The 15,406-nt window shown below is 64.9% G+C and carries 24 protein-coding genes; all 24 read right to left on the bottom strand.

Annotated elements, in window-relative coordinates:
• Position 1 precedes the first annotated feature (1 nt).
• Entirely contained in the window at positions 2 to 862 is an 861-nt protein-coding gene (gene rpsE, locus GRI72_RS03365; RefSeq protein WP_160732496.1) for a 30S ribosomal protein S5, read from the bottom strand.
• Positions 862 to 1,206, bottom strand: a complete 345-nt coding sequence (gene rplR, locus GRI72_RS03360) for a 50S ribosomal protein L18 (protein WP_160732495.1) — start codon at positions 1,204 to 1,206, stop codon at positions 862 to 864. The genes rpsE and rplR overlap by 1 nt, the downstream gene beginning before the upstream one ends.
• Position 1,207: 1 nt before the next feature.
• Positions 1,208 to 1,741, bottom strand: coding sequence for a 50S ribosomal protein L6 (gene rplF / locus GRI72_RS03355; protein ID WP_160732494.1), 534 nt, complete (start codon positions 1,739 to 1,741; stop codon positions 1,208 to 1,210).
• Positions 1,741 to 2,136 carry a 30S ribosomal protein S8 gene (gene rpsH / locus GRI72_RS03350; protein WP_160732493.1) on the bottom strand — a complete coding sequence of 132 codons (396 nt, stop codon included), beginning with the start codon at positions 2,134 to 2,136 and terminating at the stop codon, positions 1,741 to 1,743. Before rpsH ends, rplF begins: the two co-directional genes overlap by 1 nt.
• Positions 2,137 to 2,146: 10 nt before the next feature.
• Positions 2,147 to 2,452 carry a 30S ribosomal protein S14 gene (rpsN, locus tag GRI72_RS03345; RefSeq protein WP_160732492.1) on the bottom strand — a complete coding sequence of 102 codons (306 nt, stop codon included), beginning with the start codon at positions 2,450 to 2,452 and terminating at the stop codon, positions 2,147 to 2,149.
• Positions 2,453 to 2,495: 43 nt separating this feature from the next.
• Positions 2,496 to 3,080: a 50S ribosomal protein L5 gene (gene rplE / locus GRI72_RS03340; RefSeq protein WP_160732491.1), complete on the bottom strand. Its 585-nt coding sequence runs from the start codon at positions 3,078 to 3,080 to the stop codon at positions 2,496 to 2,498.
• On the bottom strand, positions 3,073 to 3,393 hold the full coding sequence (rplX, locus tag GRI72_RS03335; protein WP_160732490.1) for a 50S ribosomal protein L24: 321 nt from the start codon (positions 3,391 to 3,393) through the stop codon (positions 3,073 to 3,075). The genes rplE and rplX overlap by 8 nt, the downstream gene beginning before the upstream one ends.
• Positions 3,393 to 3,761 carry a 50S ribosomal protein L14 gene (gene rplN, locus GRI72_RS03330; RefSeq protein WP_047805743.1) on the bottom strand — a complete coding sequence of 123 codons (369 nt, stop codon included), beginning with the start codon at positions 3,759 to 3,761 and terminating at the stop codon, positions 3,393 to 3,395. The genes rplX and rplN overlap by 1 nt, the downstream gene beginning before the upstream one ends.
• 58 nt (positions 3,762 to 3,819) lie before the next feature.
• The gene (gene rpsQ, locus GRI72_RS03325) at positions 3,820 to 4,110 is read right to left on the bottom strand and encodes a 30S ribosomal protein S17 (RefSeq protein ID WP_160732489.1); all 291 of its coding nucleotides are present in this window, start codon (positions 4,108 to 4,110) and stop codon (positions 3,820 to 3,822) included.
• A gap of 11 nt (positions 4,111 to 4,121) precedes the next feature.
• Entirely contained in the window at positions 4,122 to 4,331 is a 210-nt protein-coding gene (rpmC, locus tag GRI72_RS03320) for a 50S ribosomal protein L29 (protein WP_160732488.1), read from the bottom strand.
• 2 nt (positions 4,332 to 4,333) lie between these two features.
• Complete coding sequence (gene rplP / locus GRI72_RS03315) at positions 4,334 to 4,765, bottom strand: 50S ribosomal protein L16 (RefSeq protein WP_160732487.1); 432 nt, start codon at positions 4,763 to 4,765, stop codon at positions 4,334 to 4,336.
• 22 nt (positions 4,766 to 4,787) lie between these two features.
• On the bottom strand, positions 4,788 to 5,483 hold the full coding sequence (gene rpsC, locus GRI72_RS03310; protein WP_160732486.1) for a 30S ribosomal protein S3: 696 nt from the start codon (positions 5,481 to 5,483) through the stop codon (positions 4,788 to 4,790).
• A 1-nt stretch (position 5,484) separates the two neighbouring features.
• A complete protein-coding gene (gene rplV / locus GRI72_RS03305; RefSeq protein WP_160732485.1) occupies positions 5,485 to 5,862 on the bottom strand; it encodes a 50S ribosomal protein L22 in 378 nt (125 codons plus the stop codon).
• Positions 5,862 to 6,137, bottom strand: a complete 276-nt coding sequence (rpsS, locus tag GRI72_RS03300; RefSeq protein WP_047805737.1) for a 30S ribosomal protein S19 — start codon at positions 6,135 to 6,137, stop codon at positions 5,862 to 5,864. The genes rplV and rpsS overlap by 1 nt, the downstream gene beginning before the upstream one ends.
• 7 nt (positions 6,138 to 6,144) lie before the next feature.
• Positions 6,145 to 6,981: a 50S ribosomal protein L2 gene (gene rplB / locus GRI72_RS03295; protein ID WP_160732484.1), complete on the bottom strand. Its 837-nt coding sequence runs from the start codon at positions 6,979 to 6,981 to the stop codon at positions 6,145 to 6,147.
• Positions 6,982 to 6,991: 10 nt separating this feature from the next.
• Positions 6,992 to 7,300 carry a 50S ribosomal protein L23 gene (locus GRI72_RS03290; RefSeq protein WP_160732483.1) on the bottom strand — a complete coding sequence of 103 codons (309 nt, stop codon included), beginning with the start codon at positions 7,298 to 7,300 and terminating at the stop codon, positions 6,992 to 6,994.
• Positions 7,293 to 7,916: a 50S ribosomal protein L4 gene (gene rplD, locus GRI72_RS03285; RefSeq protein WP_160732482.1), complete on the bottom strand. Its 624-nt coding sequence runs from the start codon at positions 7,914 to 7,916 to the stop codon at positions 7,293 to 7,295. Before rplD ends, GRI72_RS03290 begins: the two co-directional genes overlap by 8 nt.
• Before the next feature lie 2 nt (positions 7,917 to 7,918).
• A complete protein-coding gene (gene rplC, locus GRI72_RS03280; protein ID WP_160732481.1) occupies positions 7,919 to 8,788 on the bottom strand; it encodes a 50S ribosomal protein L3 in 870 nt (289 codons plus the stop codon).
• A 281-nt stretch (positions 8,789 to 9,069) separates the two neighbouring features.
• Positions 9,070 to 9,381 (bottom strand): 30S ribosomal protein S10, encoded by a 312-nt coding sequence (rpsJ, locus tag GRI72_RS03275; protein ID WP_006831877.1) that lies wholly within the window; start codon positions 9,379 to 9,381, stop codon positions 9,070 to 9,072.
• A 166-nt stretch (positions 9,382 to 9,547) separates the two neighbouring features.
• Positions 9,548 to 10,723 carry an elongation factor Tu gene (tuf, locus tag GRI72_RS03270; protein WP_160732480.1) on the bottom strand — a complete coding sequence of 392 codons (1,176 nt, stop codon included), beginning with the start codon at positions 10,721 to 10,723 and terminating at the stop codon, positions 9,548 to 9,550.
• A gap of 93 nt (positions 10,724 to 10,816) precedes the next feature.
• Entirely contained in the window at positions 10,817 to 12,910 is a 2,094-nt protein-coding gene (fusA, locus tag GRI72_RS03265) for an elongation factor G (protein ID WP_160732479.1), read from the bottom strand.
• 87 nt (positions 12,911 to 12,997) lie between these two features.
• The gene (gene rpsG, locus GRI72_RS03260; protein ID WP_160732478.1) at positions 12,998 to 13,468 is read right to left on the bottom strand and encodes a 30S ribosomal protein S7; all 471 of its coding nucleotides are present in this window, start codon (positions 13,466 to 13,468) and stop codon (positions 12,998 to 13,000) included.
• Between the two features lie 178 nt (positions 13,469 to 13,646).
• Positions 13,647 to 14,018 carry a 30S ribosomal protein S12 gene (rpsL, locus tag GRI72_RS03255; protein ID WP_006831873.1) on the bottom strand — a complete coding sequence of 124 codons (372 nt, stop codon included), beginning with the start codon at positions 14,016 to 14,018 and terminating at the stop codon, positions 13,647 to 13,649.
• A gap of 424 nt (positions 14,019 to 14,442) precedes the next feature.
• The gene (gene dapA, locus GRI72_RS03250) at positions 14,443 to 15,324 is read right to left on the bottom strand and encodes a 4-hydroxy-tetrahydrodipicolinate synthase (protein ID WP_160732477.1); all 882 of its coding nucleotides are present in this window, start codon (positions 15,322 to 15,324) and stop codon (positions 14,443 to 14,445) included.
• Positions 15,325 to 15,406 lie beyond the last annotated feature (82 nt).

Raw genomic sequence — 15,406 nt, 5'->3', positions numbered from 1 at the left:
CTTACTCCGCAATCGCGGCGGCGTCGGCTTCAGCCTCCGCCTCGCTGGCGCCACCGCGACCGAGAAGGTCGGCGACCTTCTTGCCGCGGCGCTGGGCAACCGACTTCGGCGAAGTCTGGTCCTGCAGCGCGGCGAACGTGGCGCGGATCATGTTGTAGGGGTTGGACGTGCCGACCGACTTGGTCACGACGTCGGAAACGCCCAGGCTTTCGAACACGGCGCGCATCGGGCCGCCGGCGATGATGCCGGTCCCCGGAGGTGCGGTGCGAACGGTGACCTTGCCGGCACCGAAACGGCCATTGCCGTCGTGGTGCAGCGTGCGGCCTTCCTTCAGCGGAACGCGGATCATCTTCTTGCGCGCCGAAGCGGTCGCCTTGGAGATCGCCTCGGGCACCTCGCGGGCCTTGCCGTGGCCGAAGCCCACCCGGCCCGAACCGTCGCCGACCACGACCAGCGCCGCGAAACCGAAGCGCTTGCCGCCCTTCACCGTCTTGCTGACGCGGTTGATGTGGACGAGCTTCTCGATGATGCCGTCGTCTTCTTCCTCGCGCCGGCCGCCGCGACGATCGTCGCGCCCGCGGCCCCGGCCGCGACCGCCACGGTCACCGCCGTCGCGCCCGCCCCGGCCGCGACCGCGCGGCTGGGCCGGATCGCCCGAAGCCGCCGACTGGTTCTCGGCCGCCTCGGTCGGCGCCGTGGTCGACGTCGGGGTGGAACCCGCGTTGTCGATCTTCGGCTCCTCGCTCACGGCGTGCTCGGTTTCCGCCTTGGCTTCGACCGTTTCGGCCTTGGTCTCTTCGACCTTGGTCTCCTCGACCTTCGGCGTCTCGGTGTTTTCGGTCTTGTTTTCTTCAGCCATCATCAGAACTCCAGCCCGCCTTCGCGGGCGGCGTCGGCCAGCGCCTTGACGCGGCCGTGGAACAGGAACCCGCCGCGATCGAACACGACGGTGGTCACGCCCGCCTTCTTGGCGGCCGCGGCGATATCCTTGCCGACCTGCTTGGCAGCATCGACATTGGCGCCCGAGGCCTTGCCGCCCAGGGTCGACGCGGCAGCCAGGGTCTTGCCCTGGGTGTCGTCGATGATCTGGGCGTAGATGTGCTTGCCGGTCCGGTGGACCGACAGGCGCGGGCGATCGCCGGCGCGGCTGCGCAGGGCCGTGCGGACACGGCGACGGCGGCGTTCGAAAAGGGAAAGCTTGGCCATCTTACTTCTTCTTCCCTTCCTTGCGGAAGATGTACTCGCCGCGATACTTGATGCCCTTGCCCTTGTAGGGTTCGGGCTTGCGCCAGCGGCGGATCTCTGCGGCGAACTGCCCGACGGACTGCTTGTCGATCCCGCTGATCTCGACCGTGGTCTGATCCGGGGTCTTCACCTCGATGCCTTCGGGCACGTCGAGATCGACGTCGTGGCTGAAGCCGAGCTGAAGCTTGAGCTTCTTGCCCTGGGCCTGCGCACGATAGCCGACGCCCGAGATCTCGAGCACCTTGGTATAGCCTTCGGTGACGCCTTCGACGAGGTTGGAGACGAGCGTGCGCTGCATTCCCCAGAAATCGCGCGAGCGGCGGCTGTCGTTGGCCGGCTGCACCGAAATCTCGTCGCCTTCGAGCTTGTAGACCACTTCGTCCACAAGACCCATCGAAAGGGTGCCCTTCGGCCCCTTCACGGTCAGCGTGCCGTTGTCGATCGTGGCGGTGACCCCGCTCGGGATCGCCACCGGCTTCTTGCCGATGCGGCTCATCAGAACACCTCCGCCAGCACTTCGCCGCCGACGTTCTGGGTGCGCGCCTCGTTGTCCGAGAGCACGCCCTTCGGCGTCGAGACGATGGTGATGCCCAGGCCGTTGCGCACCGTCGGCAGTTCCTTGGAACCCGAGTAGATCCGGCGGCCGGGCTTGGAGACGCGGGCGACGTGCTTGATCGCAGGTTCGCCCTCGAAATACTTCAGTTCGATCCGCAGCGCGGGGTGCTTGCCGGTCGAATCCTCGCTGTAGCCACGGATGTAGCCTTCACGCTGAAGAACCTCGAGCACGTTCGCACGCAGCTTCGATGCCGGCGAGAGGACGGAATCCTTCTTCGCCTGCTGGCCGTTGCGGATGCGGGTGAGCATGTCACCCAGGGGATCGGTCATAGCCATCTGTCAGTCCTCACCAGCTCGACTTGGTCAGGCCCGGAATCAGGCCCTTGTTGCCGAGGTCGCGCAGTTCGATGCGGTTGAGGCCGAACTTGCGGTAATAGCCGCGCGGGCGGCCGGTGGTGGTGCAGCGATTGCGCACGCGGGTCGGATTTCCGTTCCGCGGGATCTCCGCCATCTTCAGGCGCGCGATCAGGCGTTCGCTCTCGTCGAGCGACTCGTCGTCGGCAATCGCCTTCAGACGGGCGTACTTGCCCGCGTACTTCTTCACGAGCTTCTTGCGACGCTCGTTCTTGTTGATGGAACTCAGTTTCGCCATTGGACTTAAGCTCTCTTTGCTTTCCTAGCGTTCAGGGGGCCGCTCACGCGGCCTCCTTCTCTTCGGCGGCCTGCTCTGCAGGGAACGGGAAACCGAACAGGCGCAGCAGTTCGCGGGCTTCCTCGTCGGTCTTCGCCGTCGTGGTCACGATGATATCCATGCCCCGGACCTTCTCGATCCTGTCGTAGCTGATCTCGGGGAAGATGATCTGTTCCTTCAGGCCCATCGCGTAGTTGCCGCGCCCGTCGAAGCTCTTCGGGTTCAGCCCGCGGAAGTCGCGGATGCGCGGCATGGCGATGGTCACCAGGCGGTCGAGGAACTCGTACATGCGTTCGCGGCGCAGGGTGACCTTGCAGCCGATCGGCATGCCTTCGCGCAGCTTGAACTGCGCGATCGACTTCTTGGCCTTGGTGATGACCGGCTTCTGGCCGGCGATCAGGGCCATCTCCTCGGCAGCGACCTGGACCTTCTTCTTGTCCTGGCTCGCCTCGCCCACGCCCATGTTGAGCGTGATCTTCTCGAGCCGCGGCACCTCGAAGCGGTTCTTGTAACCGAACTTCTCGGTCATCGCCTTGACGATCTGCTCGTCGTAGCGGGCGCGCATGCGCGGGGTGTACTTGTCAGCCATCGATAGTCTCCCCGGACTTGACGGCAACGCGGACCTTCTTCCCGTCCTTCTCTTCGAAGCGGACGCGGGTCGGCTTGCCGTCCTTGGGATCGGCCACGGCCACCTTGGAGATGGGCATCGGCGCTTCGAAGCGGTCGATGCCACCCTGCGGGTTGGCCTGGCTCGGCTTGCGGTGACGGGCGGCGACGTTGATGCCCTCGACCACGATCTTGCCTTCCTTCGGCATGACCTGGCGGACGGTGCCGGTGCGGCCCTTGTCCTTGCCCGAGAGCACGACGACGTTGTCGCCCTTCTTGATCTTCGCGGCGGCCATTACAGCACCTCCGGAGCGAGCGAGATGATCTTCATGAAGCCGCGGCCGCGCAGTTCGCGCACCACCGGGCCGAAGATACGGGTGCCGATCGGTTCCTCGTTCTTGTTGACGAGGACCGCGGCGTTCGAATCGAAGCGGATGGCGCTGCCGTCGGGGCGGCGCACGTCCTTCTTGGTGCGAACGATCACCGCGCGGTGAACGTCGCCCTTCTTGACGCGGGCGCGCGGCTGCGCCTCCTTGACGGAGACGACGATCACGTCGCCGACGCTCGCGGTACGACGCTTCGACCCGCCCAGCACCTTGATGCACTGGACGCGCTTCGCGCCGCTGTTGTCCGCGACGTCTAGGTTCGATTGCATCTGAATCATCGATGCGGTTCCTTCTCAATGGCTTGCCGGAACATGTCCGGCAGTTCCTTCAAATCGCTCAGTTGCTGGCGGCTTCGACGTCGAGATCGGCCTCGACCGCCTGGACCCCGCCGGCCTTGACCGTGTTGATCACGCGCCAGGTCTTGGTCTTCGAGATCGGCTTGGTCTCTTCGATCCGGACGGTGTCGCCCAGCTTGTATTCGTTCGCTTCGTCGTGCGCGTGGTACTTCTTCGAACGGCGGATGATCTTCCCGTAGAGCGGGTGTTTCACCTTGCGTTCGACCAGCACGGTGACGGTCTTGTCGGTCTTGTCGGAGGTGACAGTCCCGATCAGGATACGCTTCGGCATTGTCTAGCTCCTCAAGCCTTGGCTTCGGCCGCGGCCGCGCGCTCGTTCTGCAGAGTCTTGATCTGCGCGATCTCGCGGCGAACCTGGCGAATCCGCGCCGGGGCTTCCAACTGGTTGGTCGCCGCCTGGAAGCGGAGGTTGAACTGCTCGCGCTTCAGCTCGGTGAGCTGCGCGTCGAGTTGGTCGTCGGTCTTGGTGCGGAGGTCTTCCATCTTGCTCATGATCAGCCCTCCAGGTGCGAGTTGTCGCCGAGACGGGCAACAACCTTCGTCTTGATCGGAAGCTTCATCGCGGCACGTTCGAACGCCTCGGCGGCCAGCGGGCCGGCAACGCCGTCCAGCTCGAACAGGATCCGACCCGGCTTCACGCGGGCGGCCCAGTATTCGACCGAACCCTTGCCCTTACCCTGACGGACTTCGGCAGGCTTCTTCGACACGGGCACGTCGGGGAAGACGCGGATCCACAGGCGCCCCTGGCGCTTGATGTGGCGCGTGATCGCACGACGGGCCGCCTCGATCTGGCGGGCGGTGATGCGTTCCGGTTCGAGCGCCTTGAGACCGTACGAGCCGAAATTCAGCGTCGTGCCGCCCTTGGCGTCGCCCTTGATCCGGCCCTTGAAGGCCTTGCGGAACTTGGTTTTCTTCGGTTGCAGCATGTTATCTACTCAAGTTCGATGCTCAGCGCGCCGGACGGACGCCGGAGGTCTGCGATTCCATCATCAGACGGTCCTGGGCCGTCGGATCATGGCCGAGGATCTCGCCCTTGAAGACCCACACCTTGATGCCGATGATGCCATAGGCGGTCAGCGCCTCGGCTTCGGCATAGTCGATGTTGGCGCGCAGCGTGTGCAGCGGCACGCGGCCTTCGCGGTACTGTTCGACACGGGCGATTTCCGCCCCGCCGAGACGGCCGCCGCAGACGATCTTGATGCCTTCGGCGCCGAGACGCATGGCCGACTGCATCGCGCGCTTCATCGCGCGGCGGAAGGCCACGCGGCGAACGAGCTGGTCGGCAATGCCCTGCGCGACGAGCTTGGCATCGACTTCCGGCTTGCGGATCTCGACGATGTTCAGCTTCACCTCGCTCTCGGTCATCGACGCGAGCTTGGTGCGCAGCTTCTCGATGTCGGCGCCCTTCTTGCCGATGATGACACCGGGACGGGCCGCGTAGATCGAGATGCGGCACAGCTTGGCCGGGCGCTCGATCACGACCTTCGAGATCGCTGCCTGCGGCAGGCTCTCGATGATGTGCTTGCGGATCTCGATGTCTTCCTTGAGCAGCTTGGCGTAGTCGCGCCCTTCGGCGTACCAGCGGCTGTCCCAGGTACGGTTGATCTGCAGGCGCAGACCGATCGGATTGCTCTTCTGGCCCATCTTACGCCTCTTCCTGCTCGCGAACCACGATGCGCAGCCGGCTGAACGGCTTGAGGATGCGGGTGCTCTTGCCCCGCCCGCGCGTGTGGAAGCGCTTCATGGTGATCGACTTGCCGACGGAAGCTTCCGCAACCACCAGCGCATCGACGTCCAGGTCGTGATTGTTCTCGGCATTGGCGATCGCCGAGGCGAGCACCTTCGACGCGTCCTTCGCCATCGCCTTCTTCGAGAACGCGAGGATGTTCAGCGCGTCCTCGGCCTTCTTGCCGCGGATCAGCTCGGCGACGAGGTTCAGCTTCTGGGCCGAACCACGAATGGTCGTGCCGACGGCCAGAGCCTCGTTTTCGCCTACGCGGCGGGGAGCTTTCTGCTTGCCCATTAGCGCTTGCCCTTCTTGTCGGCGGCGTGGCCCGGGAAAGTGCGCGTGGGCGCGAACTCACCGAGCTTGTGGCCGACCATGTCTTCGGAAACCGAGACCGGGATGAACTTGTGGCCATTGTAGACGTTGAACGTCAGGCCGACGAACTGCGGGAGGATCGTGCTGCGGCGCGACCAGGTCTTGATCGGCGCACGGCCACCCGCTTCCTGTGCGTCCTCGGCCTTCTTCAGAAGGCTGAGTTCGACGAACGGACCTTTCCAGACGGAACGAGCCATGTGACGATTACCTCTTCTTCTTCGCGTGGCGTGAACGGATAATCATCTTGTCCGTCGCCTTGTTCTTGCGGGTCCGGGCGCCCTTGGTCGGCTTGCCCCACGGCGTAACCGGGTGGCGACCGCCCGAGGTGCGGCCTTCACCACCACCGTGCGGGTGATCGACCGGGTTCTTCGCGACACCGCGGGTGAGCGGCTTGATGCCCATCCAGCGGCGACGCCCGGCCTTGCCCAGGTTCTGGTTCTGGTTGTCGGGGTTCGACACCGCGCCGACCGTGCCCATGCAATCGGCCCGCAGGTAACGCTGCTCGCCCGAGTTGAGGCGCACGATGACCATGCCGCGATCGCGGCCGACCAGCTGCACGTAAGCACCGGCCGAGCGGGCGATCTGGCCGCCCTTGCCCGGCTTCATCTCCACGTTGTGGCAGATCGTGCCGACCGGCATCTGGCCCAGCAGCATCGCGTTGCCCGGCTTCGTGTCGGTCTTCTCGCCGGCGACGATCTTGTCGCCTACGGCCAGCCGCTGCGGCGCCAGGATATAGGCCAGCTCGCCGTCGTCGTACTTCACCAGCGCGATGAAGGCCGTCCGGTTCGGATCGTACTCGATCCGCTCCACCGTGCCTTCGACGCCCCACTTGCGGCGCTTGAAGTCGATGTAGCGATACTTCTGCTTGTGGCCGCCGCCCATGCCGCGCGAGGTGACATGGCCCTTGTTGTTGCGGCCGCCCGTCTTGCGCTTGCCTTCCGTCAGCGACTTGACCGGCTTGCCCTTGTACAGGCCGGACTTGTCGACAAGGATGAGACCGCGGCGCGCGGGGCTCGTCGGTTTGTAGTTCTTGAGTGCCATATCCCTAGCCTCAGATTCCGCCGGTGACGTCGATCGAGTCACCTTCCGCCAGCGTAACGACCGCCTTCTTCACGTCGCTGCGCTTGTAGGGCTTGCCCCGCCAGCGCTTCGACTTGCCCTTGACGACAATCGTGTTCACGCCCTTCACCTTGACATCGAACAGCGCTTCGACCGCTTCCTTGATCTGCGGCTTGGTCGCGTCGTTCGCCACCTTGAAGACGACACCGTTCTGCTCCGAAAGCAGGGTCGACTTCTCGGTGATGTGCGGGCTCAGGATCACGTCGTAGTGACGCGCATCGATTTCCTGCTTCTTAGCCATTGAAGCGCGCCTCCAGCTTTTCGACCGCGTCCTTGGTCAGGACGAGCGTGTCGTGCTTCAGGATGTCGTAGACGTTCGCACCGACCGCCGGCAGGACGTTGACGCCCTTCAGATTGCCGGCCGCCTTGCGGAAGCCCTCGTTCACCGCATCGCCGTCGATGACCAGGACCTTGCCGTTCCAGCCGTTCTTGCCGAACGCTTCGGCCACGGCCTTCGTCTTGGCGTCCTTGAGATCGAGGCTGTCGACGACGACCAGGCCGTCCTTCGCCTTGCTCGACAGCGCCATGCGCAGGCCGAGCGCGCGGATCTTCTTGTTCAGCGACGGGTTGAAGTCGCGCTTGCGCGCACCGTGGGCCTTGCCGCCACCGATGAAGATCGGAGCGCCGCGATCGCCGTGGCGAGCGCCGCCCGAACCCTTCTGCCGGCCGAACTTCTTGCCCGTGCGCGCCACGTCCGAGCGCTCGCGCGTCGGGCGGGCGGTGCCGCGCCGGCTTTCGAGCTGCCAGGTGACGACGCGGTGCAGGATGTCGGCGCGCGGCTCGACACCGAACACGGCATCGTTCAGTTCCACGTCGCCGGCCGCCTTGCCGTCGAGTTTCTGGACCTTGACCTTCACGATCAGGACTCCTTGCTCTCACCGCCGGCCTGGCCGTCGGTGGTGTTCTCGGTTGCTTCGCTCTCGGCACCCGCCTGCTGCTCGGCCGCCAGCTTTTCCTGCTGCTCGGCATCGACCTGCGGGTTCACCTCGTGCTCGGCCGCGCTTTCGACCAGGCCGGCATCGGCCTCTTCGTGCTGCGGCGCGCTCGATGCTTTCTCCAGCACGGCACCGGGGAACGGGGCACCTTCGGGAAGCGGCAGCTTCACCGCGTCGCGAACCAGCAGCCAGCCGTTCTTCGAACCCGGGACCGAGCCCTTGACGAACAGGAGGCCGCGATCGGCGTCGGTGCGCACGATCTCGAGGTTCTGCTGGGTGCGCCGGCGGTCGCCCATGTGGCCGGCCATCTTCTTGTTCTTGAAGACGCGACCCGGATCCTGGCGGTTACCGGTCGAACCGTGCGAACGGTGGCTGAGCGAGACGCCGTGCGTCGCGCGCAGGCCGCCGAAGCCCCAGCGCTTCATCGCGCCGGCAAAGCCTTTGCCCTGCGTGTGACCGGTGATGTCGACCTTCTGCCCGGCCACGAAGTGCTCGGCACTGATGGTCGCACCGACCGGGATCAGCGCCTCTTCGTTCTCGACGCGGAACTCGGCGACTTTCATCTTCAGCGGAACTTCCGCCTTGGCGAAAGCTTCGCGCTGCGGCTTGTTCACGTTCTTCTGCTTGGCCTCGCCCGAACCGACCTGGAGCGCGAAGTAGCCATCGCGATCGGCCGTGCGGTGCGAAACGACCTGGCAGTCTTCCAGCGCGAGGACGGTCACGGGAACGTGACGTCCATCCTCCTGGAACAGGCGGGTCATCCCGACTTTCTTTGCGATAACGCCGGTGCGCATCGTTAAGACTCCTAACACAGAGGCACCCCCGGCCCATCCGAAGGTGCGTGACAGCCCTGGATTGTGATGCGTCGCCCCGTCCGGGCTGAAATGCCTTCGAAGCGAAGGCGAGACGGGGGACGCTTGCCCGGCAGGAGCCGGAGGTATCCCTGTTGTCTTTTCGCTTCCGCTTCTGCGGGAAGCAGGAACCGCAGATGCAGCCCCTCGAAATCACCCCGGCCGTTTAAGGTCCGACCGGGCGGACCACCCTCGCCGTCGCGAGGATTTCGGTCAGAGCCGACTCAGGCCAGCTTGATCTCGACGTTGACGCCCGCGGCCAGGTCGAGCTTCATCAGCGCGTCGACCGTCTGGGCGTTGGGCTGAACGATGTCGAGCAGCCGCTTGTAGGTACGCACCTCGAACTGCTCGCGCGACTTCTTGTCGATGTGCGGGCCGCGGTTCACGGTGAACTTCTCGATGCGCGTCGGCATGGGAATGGGGCCACGAATAAGAGCACCCGTACGACGCGCGGTGTCTGCGATTTCGCCAGTGGCCTGGTCGAGAACGCGGTGGTCGAACGCCTTGAGGCGGATGCGGATGTTCTGAGCTTCCATTACCTATACCGATGCGAAAGAGCCTAGGAGCTGCGCCGCCGAAGCAGCTTCACTCCCAACAAAAAAGAAAGGCCTGCCCCGCCTCCCGGAAAACCGGTCAGGGGCGGCCCCCCTTCGAAAATTCGGACCGGCGGGAGACGAATCCCCCGCCGGTCGCGCGCCTATATTACTTCGTGATCTTGCTGACAACCCCCGAACCGACGGTGCGGCCGCCTTCACGGATGGCGAAGCGAAGACCTTCGTCCATCGCGATCGGCGCGATCAGCTTGACGCCGATCGTCACGTTGTCACCCGGCATGACCATCTCGGTGCCCTCGGGGAGGATCACTTCGCCGGTCACGTCGGTCGTGCGGAAGTAGAACTGCGGACGATAGTTGGCGAAGAACGGCGTGTGACGGCCGCCCTCGTCCTTCGACAGCACGTAGACTTCCGCGCTGAACTCGGTGTGCGGGGTGACCGAACCCGGCTTGGCCAGGACCTGGCCACGCTCGACGTCGTCACGGCCCGTGCCGCGCAGCAGGGCGCCGATGTTGTCGCCGGCTTCACCCGAATCGAGCAGCTTGCGGAACATTTCCACGCCGGTGACCGTGGTCTTCTGCGTGTCGCGGATGCCGACGATCTCGACTTCGTCGCCGACGTTGACCTTGCCGGTCTCGACGCGGCCGGTGACGACCGTGCCGCGGCCCGAGATCGAGAACACGTCCTCGATCGGCATCAGGAAGTCCTTATCGACCGGACGGTCGGGCTGCGGGATGTGCTCGTCGACCGCCGCCATAAGTTCCTTGATCGAGTTCTCGCCGATTTCCGGATCGCGACCTTCGAGCGCGGCCAGGGCCGAACCCTTGACGATCGGAATGTTGTCGCCGTCGAAGTCGTAGCTGCTGAGCAGTTCGCGCACTTCCAGCTCGACGAGTTCGAGGATTTCCTCGTCGTCGACCTGGTCGACCTTGTTCATGTAGACGACCAGCGCCGGCACGCCGACCTGGCGGGCGAGCAGGATGTGCTCGCGGGTCTGCGGCATCGGGCCGTCGGCGGCGTTCACGACCAGGATCGCGCCGTCCATCTGGGCGGCACCGGTGATCATGTTCTTCACGTAGTCGGCGTGGCCCGGGCAGTCGACGTGCGCGTAGTGGCGCGCATCGGTTTCGTATTCGACGTGCGCGGTCGAGATGGTGATGCCGCGCTCACGCTCTTCCGGCGCCTTGTCGATGTTCGCGAAATCGACCGCCGAGCCCATCACCTTGGTGATGGCAGCCGTCAGCGTGGTCTTGCCGTGGTCGACGTGACCGATGGTGCCGATGTTGCAGTGCGGCTTGTTCCGCTCGAATTTTTCCTTGGCCATTTGCTTGTAACCTCTGTCTGTCAGATTGAATTTCACCAAGTCGCGGACGGCACCGAGGTGAATCAGGCGCCGCCCCTAGACGCTTGCCCAGCCTTAGGCAAGCTTCTCCTTGACCTCCTGAGCGACGTTCGCCGGCACTTCGTCGTAGTGCGAGAACTGCATCGAGTACTGCGCACGCCCCTGCGTGAACGAACGCAGCTCGTTGACGTAGCCGAACATGTTGGCGAGCGGCACGAAGGCTTCCACCGCCTGGGCATTGCCGCGCGTGTCGGTGCCCTGGATCTGCCCGCGGCGGCTGTTGAGGTCGCCGATGACGTCACCGAGGTAGTCCTCGGGCGTCACGACCTCGACCTTCATGATCGGCTCGAGGAGCTTGATCCCGGCCTTGGAGGCCGCTTCGCGCATCGCGCCGCGACCGGTGATCTCGAAGGCCACCGTGCTCGAGTCGACGTCGTGGTACTTGCCGTCGATCAGCTCGATCGTGAAGTCGATGATCGGGAATCCGACGAGATAGCCGCTCTCGGCCTGCTCGCGCATGCCCTTCTCGACCGAGGGGATATATTCGCGCGGAATGTTACCGCCCTTGATCTGGTCGTCGAAGATGATGCCCTGGCCGCGTTCGCCGGGGATCACGCGGACCTTGGCTTCACCGAACTGGCCCGAACCACCCGACTGCTTCTTGTGGGTGTAGGTAACCTCGACTTCCTTCGCCAGCGCCTCGCGATAGGCGACCTGCGGAGCGCCGACGTTGGCCTCGACCTTGAATTCGCGCTTCATGCGATCGACCAGGATGTCGAGGTGAAGCTCGCCCATGCCCTTGATGATCGTCTGGCCCGATTCGTGATCGGTCGAAACGCGGAAGCTCGGGTCCTCGGCAGCCAGGCGGTTGAGCGCGACGCCCATCTTTTCCTGGTCGGCCTTGGTCTTCGGTTCCACCGACAGCTCGATCACCGGATCGGGGAATTCCATCCGCTCGAGCACGATCGGCGCATTGGGGGCGCAGAGCGTGTCGCCGGTGGTCGTTTCCTTCAGGCCGGCGATCGCGACGATGTCGCCCGCGAATGCCTCTTCGATGTCCTCGCGGTTGTTCGAGTGCATCAGCAGCATGCGGCCGATCTTTTCCTTCTTGTCCTTCACCGAGTTCAGGACCTGCCCCTTGGAGAGCTTGCCCGAATAGATGCGGGTGAAGGTGAGCGAACCGACGAACGGGTCGTTCATGATCTTGAAGGCGAGCGCGGCGAACGGCGCGTCGTCGCTCGACGGACGGGTATCTTCCTCGTCGCTGTCGGGCTTGACGCCGCGGATCGCGGGCACGTCGACCGGCGAGGGCATGTAGTCCACCACCGCGTCGAGCAGCGGCTGAACGCCCTTGTTCTTGAAGGCCGAGCCGCACAGGACCGGCACGAAGCTCTGGTTCAGCGTCCCCTTGCGGATCAGGCGCTTGAGCGTCGCCGCGTCGGGCTCGTTGCCTTCGAGGTAGGCTTCCATCACGTCGTCGTCCTGCTCGACGGCCGTTTCGATCAGCTTCTCGCGATACTCGGCAGCCTTGTCGGCCAGGTCCTCGGGGATATCGACGTAGTTGAACTTCGCACCCAGGCTCTCGTCTTCCCAGACGATGCCGCGGTTGTTGACGAGGTCCACGACGCCCTTGAGGTCGCTCTCCGCGCCGATCGGGAGATAGAGCACCAGCGGGGTCGCGCCGAGGCGATCGATGATCGACTGGACGCAGTAATAGAAATCGGCCCCCGTGCGGTCGAGCTTGTTGATGAAGCACATCCGCGGAACCTTGTACTTGTCCGCCTGGCGCCACACGGTTTCGGACTGCGGCTCGACACCGGCAACGCCGTCGAACACCGCGACCGCGCCGTCGAGCACGCGCAGCGAACGCTCGACCTCGATCGTGAAGTCCACGTGGCCCGGGGTGTCGATGATGTTCAGGCGGTGCTTCGGCCCCTCGCCGTCATCGGCCGACCAGAACGTCGTCGTCGCGGCGGACGTGATCGTGATCCCGCGTTCCTGCTCCTGCTCCATCCAGTCCATCGTCGCGGCGCCGTCGTGGACTTCGCCGATCTTGTAGGACTTGCCGGTGTAGTAGAGGATGCGTTCGGACGTGGTGGTCTTGCCGGCATCGATGTGGGCCATGATGCCGAAGTTGCGATAGCGCTCCAGCGGATAGTCGCGGGCCATGATGAATTCCTCGGATCGTGTGGGGGCGCCCGTTCGGGCCAGCCCCCATATGGTTGTTTTTGTGACCGGTTGAAGACCGGTCGCGCCTTACCAGCGGTAGTGCGAGAAGGCCCGGTTGGCGTCGGCCATGCGATGCGTGTCCTCGCGCTTCTTCACCGCGTTGCCGCGATTGTTGGCCGCGTCCAGCAGCTCGCCCGAGAGGCGGGCGGACATCGTGGTTTCGGCCCGGCCGCGCGCGGCCGAGATCAGCCAGCGGATCGCCAGGGCCTGCGCACGCTCGGGACGAACCTCGACCGGCACCTGGTAGGTGGCGCCGCCGACGCGCCGCGAACGGACCTCGACCTGCGGCTTGATGTTGTTCAGCGCATCGTGGAACAGCGCGATCGGATCGGCCTTGGCCTTGGCCTCGACCGTGTCGAGCGCACCGTAGACGATCCGCTCGGCAACCGACTTCTTGCCGTCCAGCATGAGGTTGTTCATGAACTTGGACAGCACCTGATCACCGAACTTCGGATCAGGCAGGATTTCCCGCTTCTCGGGACGACGACGACGTGACATCGGATATTCTCCTGTCAGCCCTTCCCCTTACCGTCACCCTGAACTTGTTTCAGGGTCTATTGTGCCGCGAGGGGTGGACCTATCAATAAACTTGCAAACTCAGGCCAGGGGGACACATGGATCCTGAACCACGGTCGCTTATGGCGACCTGTTCAGGATGACCTGTCCCCCGGACAGGTCACTTCGGCCGCTTGGCACCGTACTTGGAGCGCGACTGCTTGCGGTCCTTCACGCCCTGCGTGTCGAGCACGCCGCGCAGCACGTGGTAGCGCACGCCCGGAAGGTCGCGCACACGGCCGCCGCGGATCAGCACGACGGAGTGCTCCTGCAGGTTGTGGCCTTCACCCGGAATGTAGGAGATGACTTCGCGCTGGTTGGTCAGGCGGACCTTGGCAACTTTACGCAGAGCCGAGTTCGGCTTCTTCGGGGTCGTCGTGTAGACGCGGGTGCAGACGCCGCGCTTCTGCGGGTTCTGCTCCATCGCAGGGACCTTGCTCTTGGCCTTCTGCGGAACGCGGCCCTTGCGGACCAGCTGGTTGATCGTCGGCATTAAGACTTTCTCTCTTCACCGTATGGAGGTGACACCGGGCCGAGGGATGGAGAAAGTCCGGACTGCGCCCGGGTTTCCGCCAGGCGGAAACCCCGTCGCGGCGCCTGGGCCGCGGCACCGGCCCTTCCGCAAGTGCGGCGGGGCCCGGCGGCGAGTCTGAAACACTCCACCCGAACGGCCCTGCGGCCACCGGGTTACTTTGACGGCTGCCCCGAAACGCCCTTGCGGGCCGTTTCAATAGAAAAGAGCCTTCGGCGCTCAGCGCCAAGGCCCTCCGGGACATGACCGGCAATGTTCAGCTCTATCTGGCCGACGCGGACATGCACCCGCTTCGGATGCGCGCGCCCTTACGGGGATTCGCCCGACCGGTCAAGAGACGGCACCCTGCCCCGGCGCCCGATCGCGCCGGTGCGCCCCTTCCCGCCTAGACCAGCCCGGCATGCTCGAGCGCGGCGTCGACGGCCTTGCGCGCATGGTCCGAGCAATTGACCAGCGGCAGGCGAACGTCGGGCAGGATCCAGTCGTGCACCCGGCTGAGGGCGTACTTGACCGGAGCCGGGCTCGCATCCTCGAACATCGCGTAATGCAGCGGATAGAGCAGGTCGTTCAGTTCCCGCGCGCGGACAAGGTCGTTGTCGGCGCAGGCCTGCTGGAACTGCGCGCAGAGCGCGGGGGCGACGTTGGCCGTCACCGAAATGCACCCGGCAGAGCCGGCCGCATTGGCCGGCAGGGCCAGTTCGTCGTCGCCCGAAAGCTGGCAGAAATCCTTGCCGATCCCCATGCGGTGATCGGTCACGCGCGACAGGTCGCCGCTGGCGTCCTTGATCCCCACGATCCGCTCGGGATAGCGCTTGGCCAGTTCGCACACCGTTTCCGGCTCGATGTCGGTCACCGTGCGGCCGGGCACGTTGTAGAGCACGATCGGCAGCTCCGAATTCTCGGCCAGGTAGCTGAAATGGGCGATCAGCCCGGCCTGTCCCGGGCGGTTGTAATAGGGCGCGACGCAGAGCGCGGCAGCCGCCCCCGCCTTGCGCGAAAAGTTCATGTGGAGCAGCGCGTTGCGCGTGTCGTTGCTGCCGCAGCCGGCAATGACGGGGACCCGGCCCGCCGCCTGCTCGATGCAGATTTCGATCACGCGGTGATGCTCGGCATTGGACAGGGTCGATGCCTCGCCCGTCGTGCCGCACGGCACCAGCGCCTTGCTGCCGTTCTCGATCTGCCAGTCGACGAGGCGGCGAAAGGCCGGTTCGTCCAACGATCCATCGCGAAAAGGAGTCACCAGAGCCGGAATCGAACCCGAAAACATTGCCACCATCCTTGCCATTGCCCTAAGCGCGGGGCGAAATCCGCGCTGGGGGATCCATTCATTCAGCGCCTGATAAGGAGGC

The organism is Pelagerythrobacter marinus (assembly GCF_009827515.1).
Taxonomy (GTDB): domain Bacteria; phylum Pseudomonadota; class Alphaproteobacteria; order Sphingomonadales; family Sphingomonadaceae; genus Pelagerythrobacter; species Pelagerythrobacter marinus.
The sequence above is the reverse complement of the archived record's forward strand: the minus strand, read 5'-3'. Positions and strand labels throughout refer to the sequence as shown.

Excerpts from the sequence above, each read along its gene's own strand:
- rpsE (WP_160732496.1), bottom strand. The coding sequence starts at position 862 with ATGATGGCTGAAGAAAACAAGACCGAAAACACCGAGACGCCGAAGGTC.
- rplR (WP_160732495.1), bottom strand. The coding sequence starts at position 1,206 with ATGGCCAAGCTTTCCCTTTTCGAACGCCGCCGTCGCCGTGTCCGCACG.
- rplF (WP_160732494.1), bottom strand. The coding sequence starts at position 1,741 with ATGAGCCGCATCGGCAAGAAGCCGGTGGCGATCCCGAGCGGGGTCACC.
- rpsH (WP_160732493.1), bottom strand. The coding sequence starts at position 2,136 with ATGGCTATGACCGATCCCCTGGGTGACATGCTCACCCGCATCCGCAAC.
- rpsN (WP_160732492.1), bottom strand. The coding sequence starts at position 2,452 with ATGGCGAAACTGAGTTCCATCAACAAGAACGAGCGTCGCAAGAAGCTC.
- rplE (WP_160732491.1), bottom strand. The coding sequence starts at position 3,080 with ATGGCTGACAAGTACACCCCGCGCATGCGCGCCCGCTACGACGAGCAG.
- rplX (WP_160732490.1), bottom strand. The coding sequence starts at position 3,393 with ATGGCCGCCGCGAAGATCAAGAAGGGCGACAACGTCGTCGTGCTCTCG.
- rplN (WP_047805743.1), bottom strand. The coding sequence starts at position 3,761 with ATGATTCAGATGCAATCGAACCTAGACGTCGCGGACAACAGCGGCGCG.
- rpsQ (WP_160732489.1), bottom strand. The coding sequence starts at position 4,110 with ATGCCGAAGCGTATCCTGATCGGGACTGTCACCTCCGACAAGACCGAC.
- rpmC (WP_160732488.1), bottom strand. The coding sequence starts at position 4,331 with ATGAGCAAGATGGAAGACCTCCGCACCAAGACCGACGACCAACTCGAC.
- rplP (WP_160732487.1), bottom strand. The coding sequence starts at position 4,765 with ATGCTGCAACCGAAGAAAACCAAGTTCCGCAAGGCCTTCAAGGGCCGG.
- rpsC (WP_160732486.1), bottom strand. The coding sequence starts at position 5,483 with ATGGGCCAGAAGAGCAATCCGATCGGTCTGCGCCTGCAGATCAACCGT.
- rplV (WP_160732485.1), bottom strand. The coding sequence starts at position 5,862 with ATGGGCAAGCAGAAAGCTCCCCGCCGCGTAGGCGAAAACGAGGCTCTG.
- rpsS (WP_047805737.1), bottom strand. The coding sequence starts at position 6,137 with ATGGCTCGTTCCGTCTGGAAAGGTCCGTTCGTCGAACTCAGCCTTCTG.
- rplB (WP_160732484.1), bottom strand. The coding sequence starts at position 6,981 with ATGGCACTCAAGAACTACAAACCGACGAGCCCCGCGCGCCGCGGTCTC.
- GRI72_RS03290 (WP_160732483.1), bottom strand. The coding sequence starts at position 7,300 with ATGGCTAAGAAGCAGGAAATCGATGCGCGTCACTACGACGTGATCCTG.
- rplC (WP_160732481.1), bottom strand. The coding sequence starts at position 8,788 with ATGCGCACCGGCGTTATCGCAAAGAAAGTCGGGATGACCCGCCTGTTC.
- rpsJ (WP_006831877.1), bottom strand. The coding sequence starts at position 9,381 with ATGGAAGCTCAGAACATCCGCATCCGCCTCAAGGCGTTCGACCACCGC.
- tuf (WP_160732480.1), bottom strand. The coding sequence starts at position 10,723 with ATGGCCAAGGAAAAATTCGAGCGGAACAAGCCGCACTGCAACATCGGC.
- fusA (WP_160732479.1), bottom strand. The coding sequence starts at position 12,910 with ATGGCCCGCGACTATCCGCTGGAGCGCTATCGCAACTTCGGCATCATG.
- rpsG (WP_160732478.1), bottom strand. The coding sequence starts at position 13,468 with ATGTCACGTCGTCGTCGTCCCGAGAAGCGGGAAATCCTGCCTGATCCG.
- rpsL (WP_006831873.1), bottom strand. The coding sequence starts at position 14,018 with ATGCCGACGATCAACCAGCTGGTCCGCAAGGGCCGCGTTCCGCAGAAG.
- dapA (WP_160732477.1), bottom strand. The coding sequence starts at position 15,324 with ATGTTTTCGGGTTCGATTCCGGCTCTGGTGACTCCTTTTCGCGATGGA.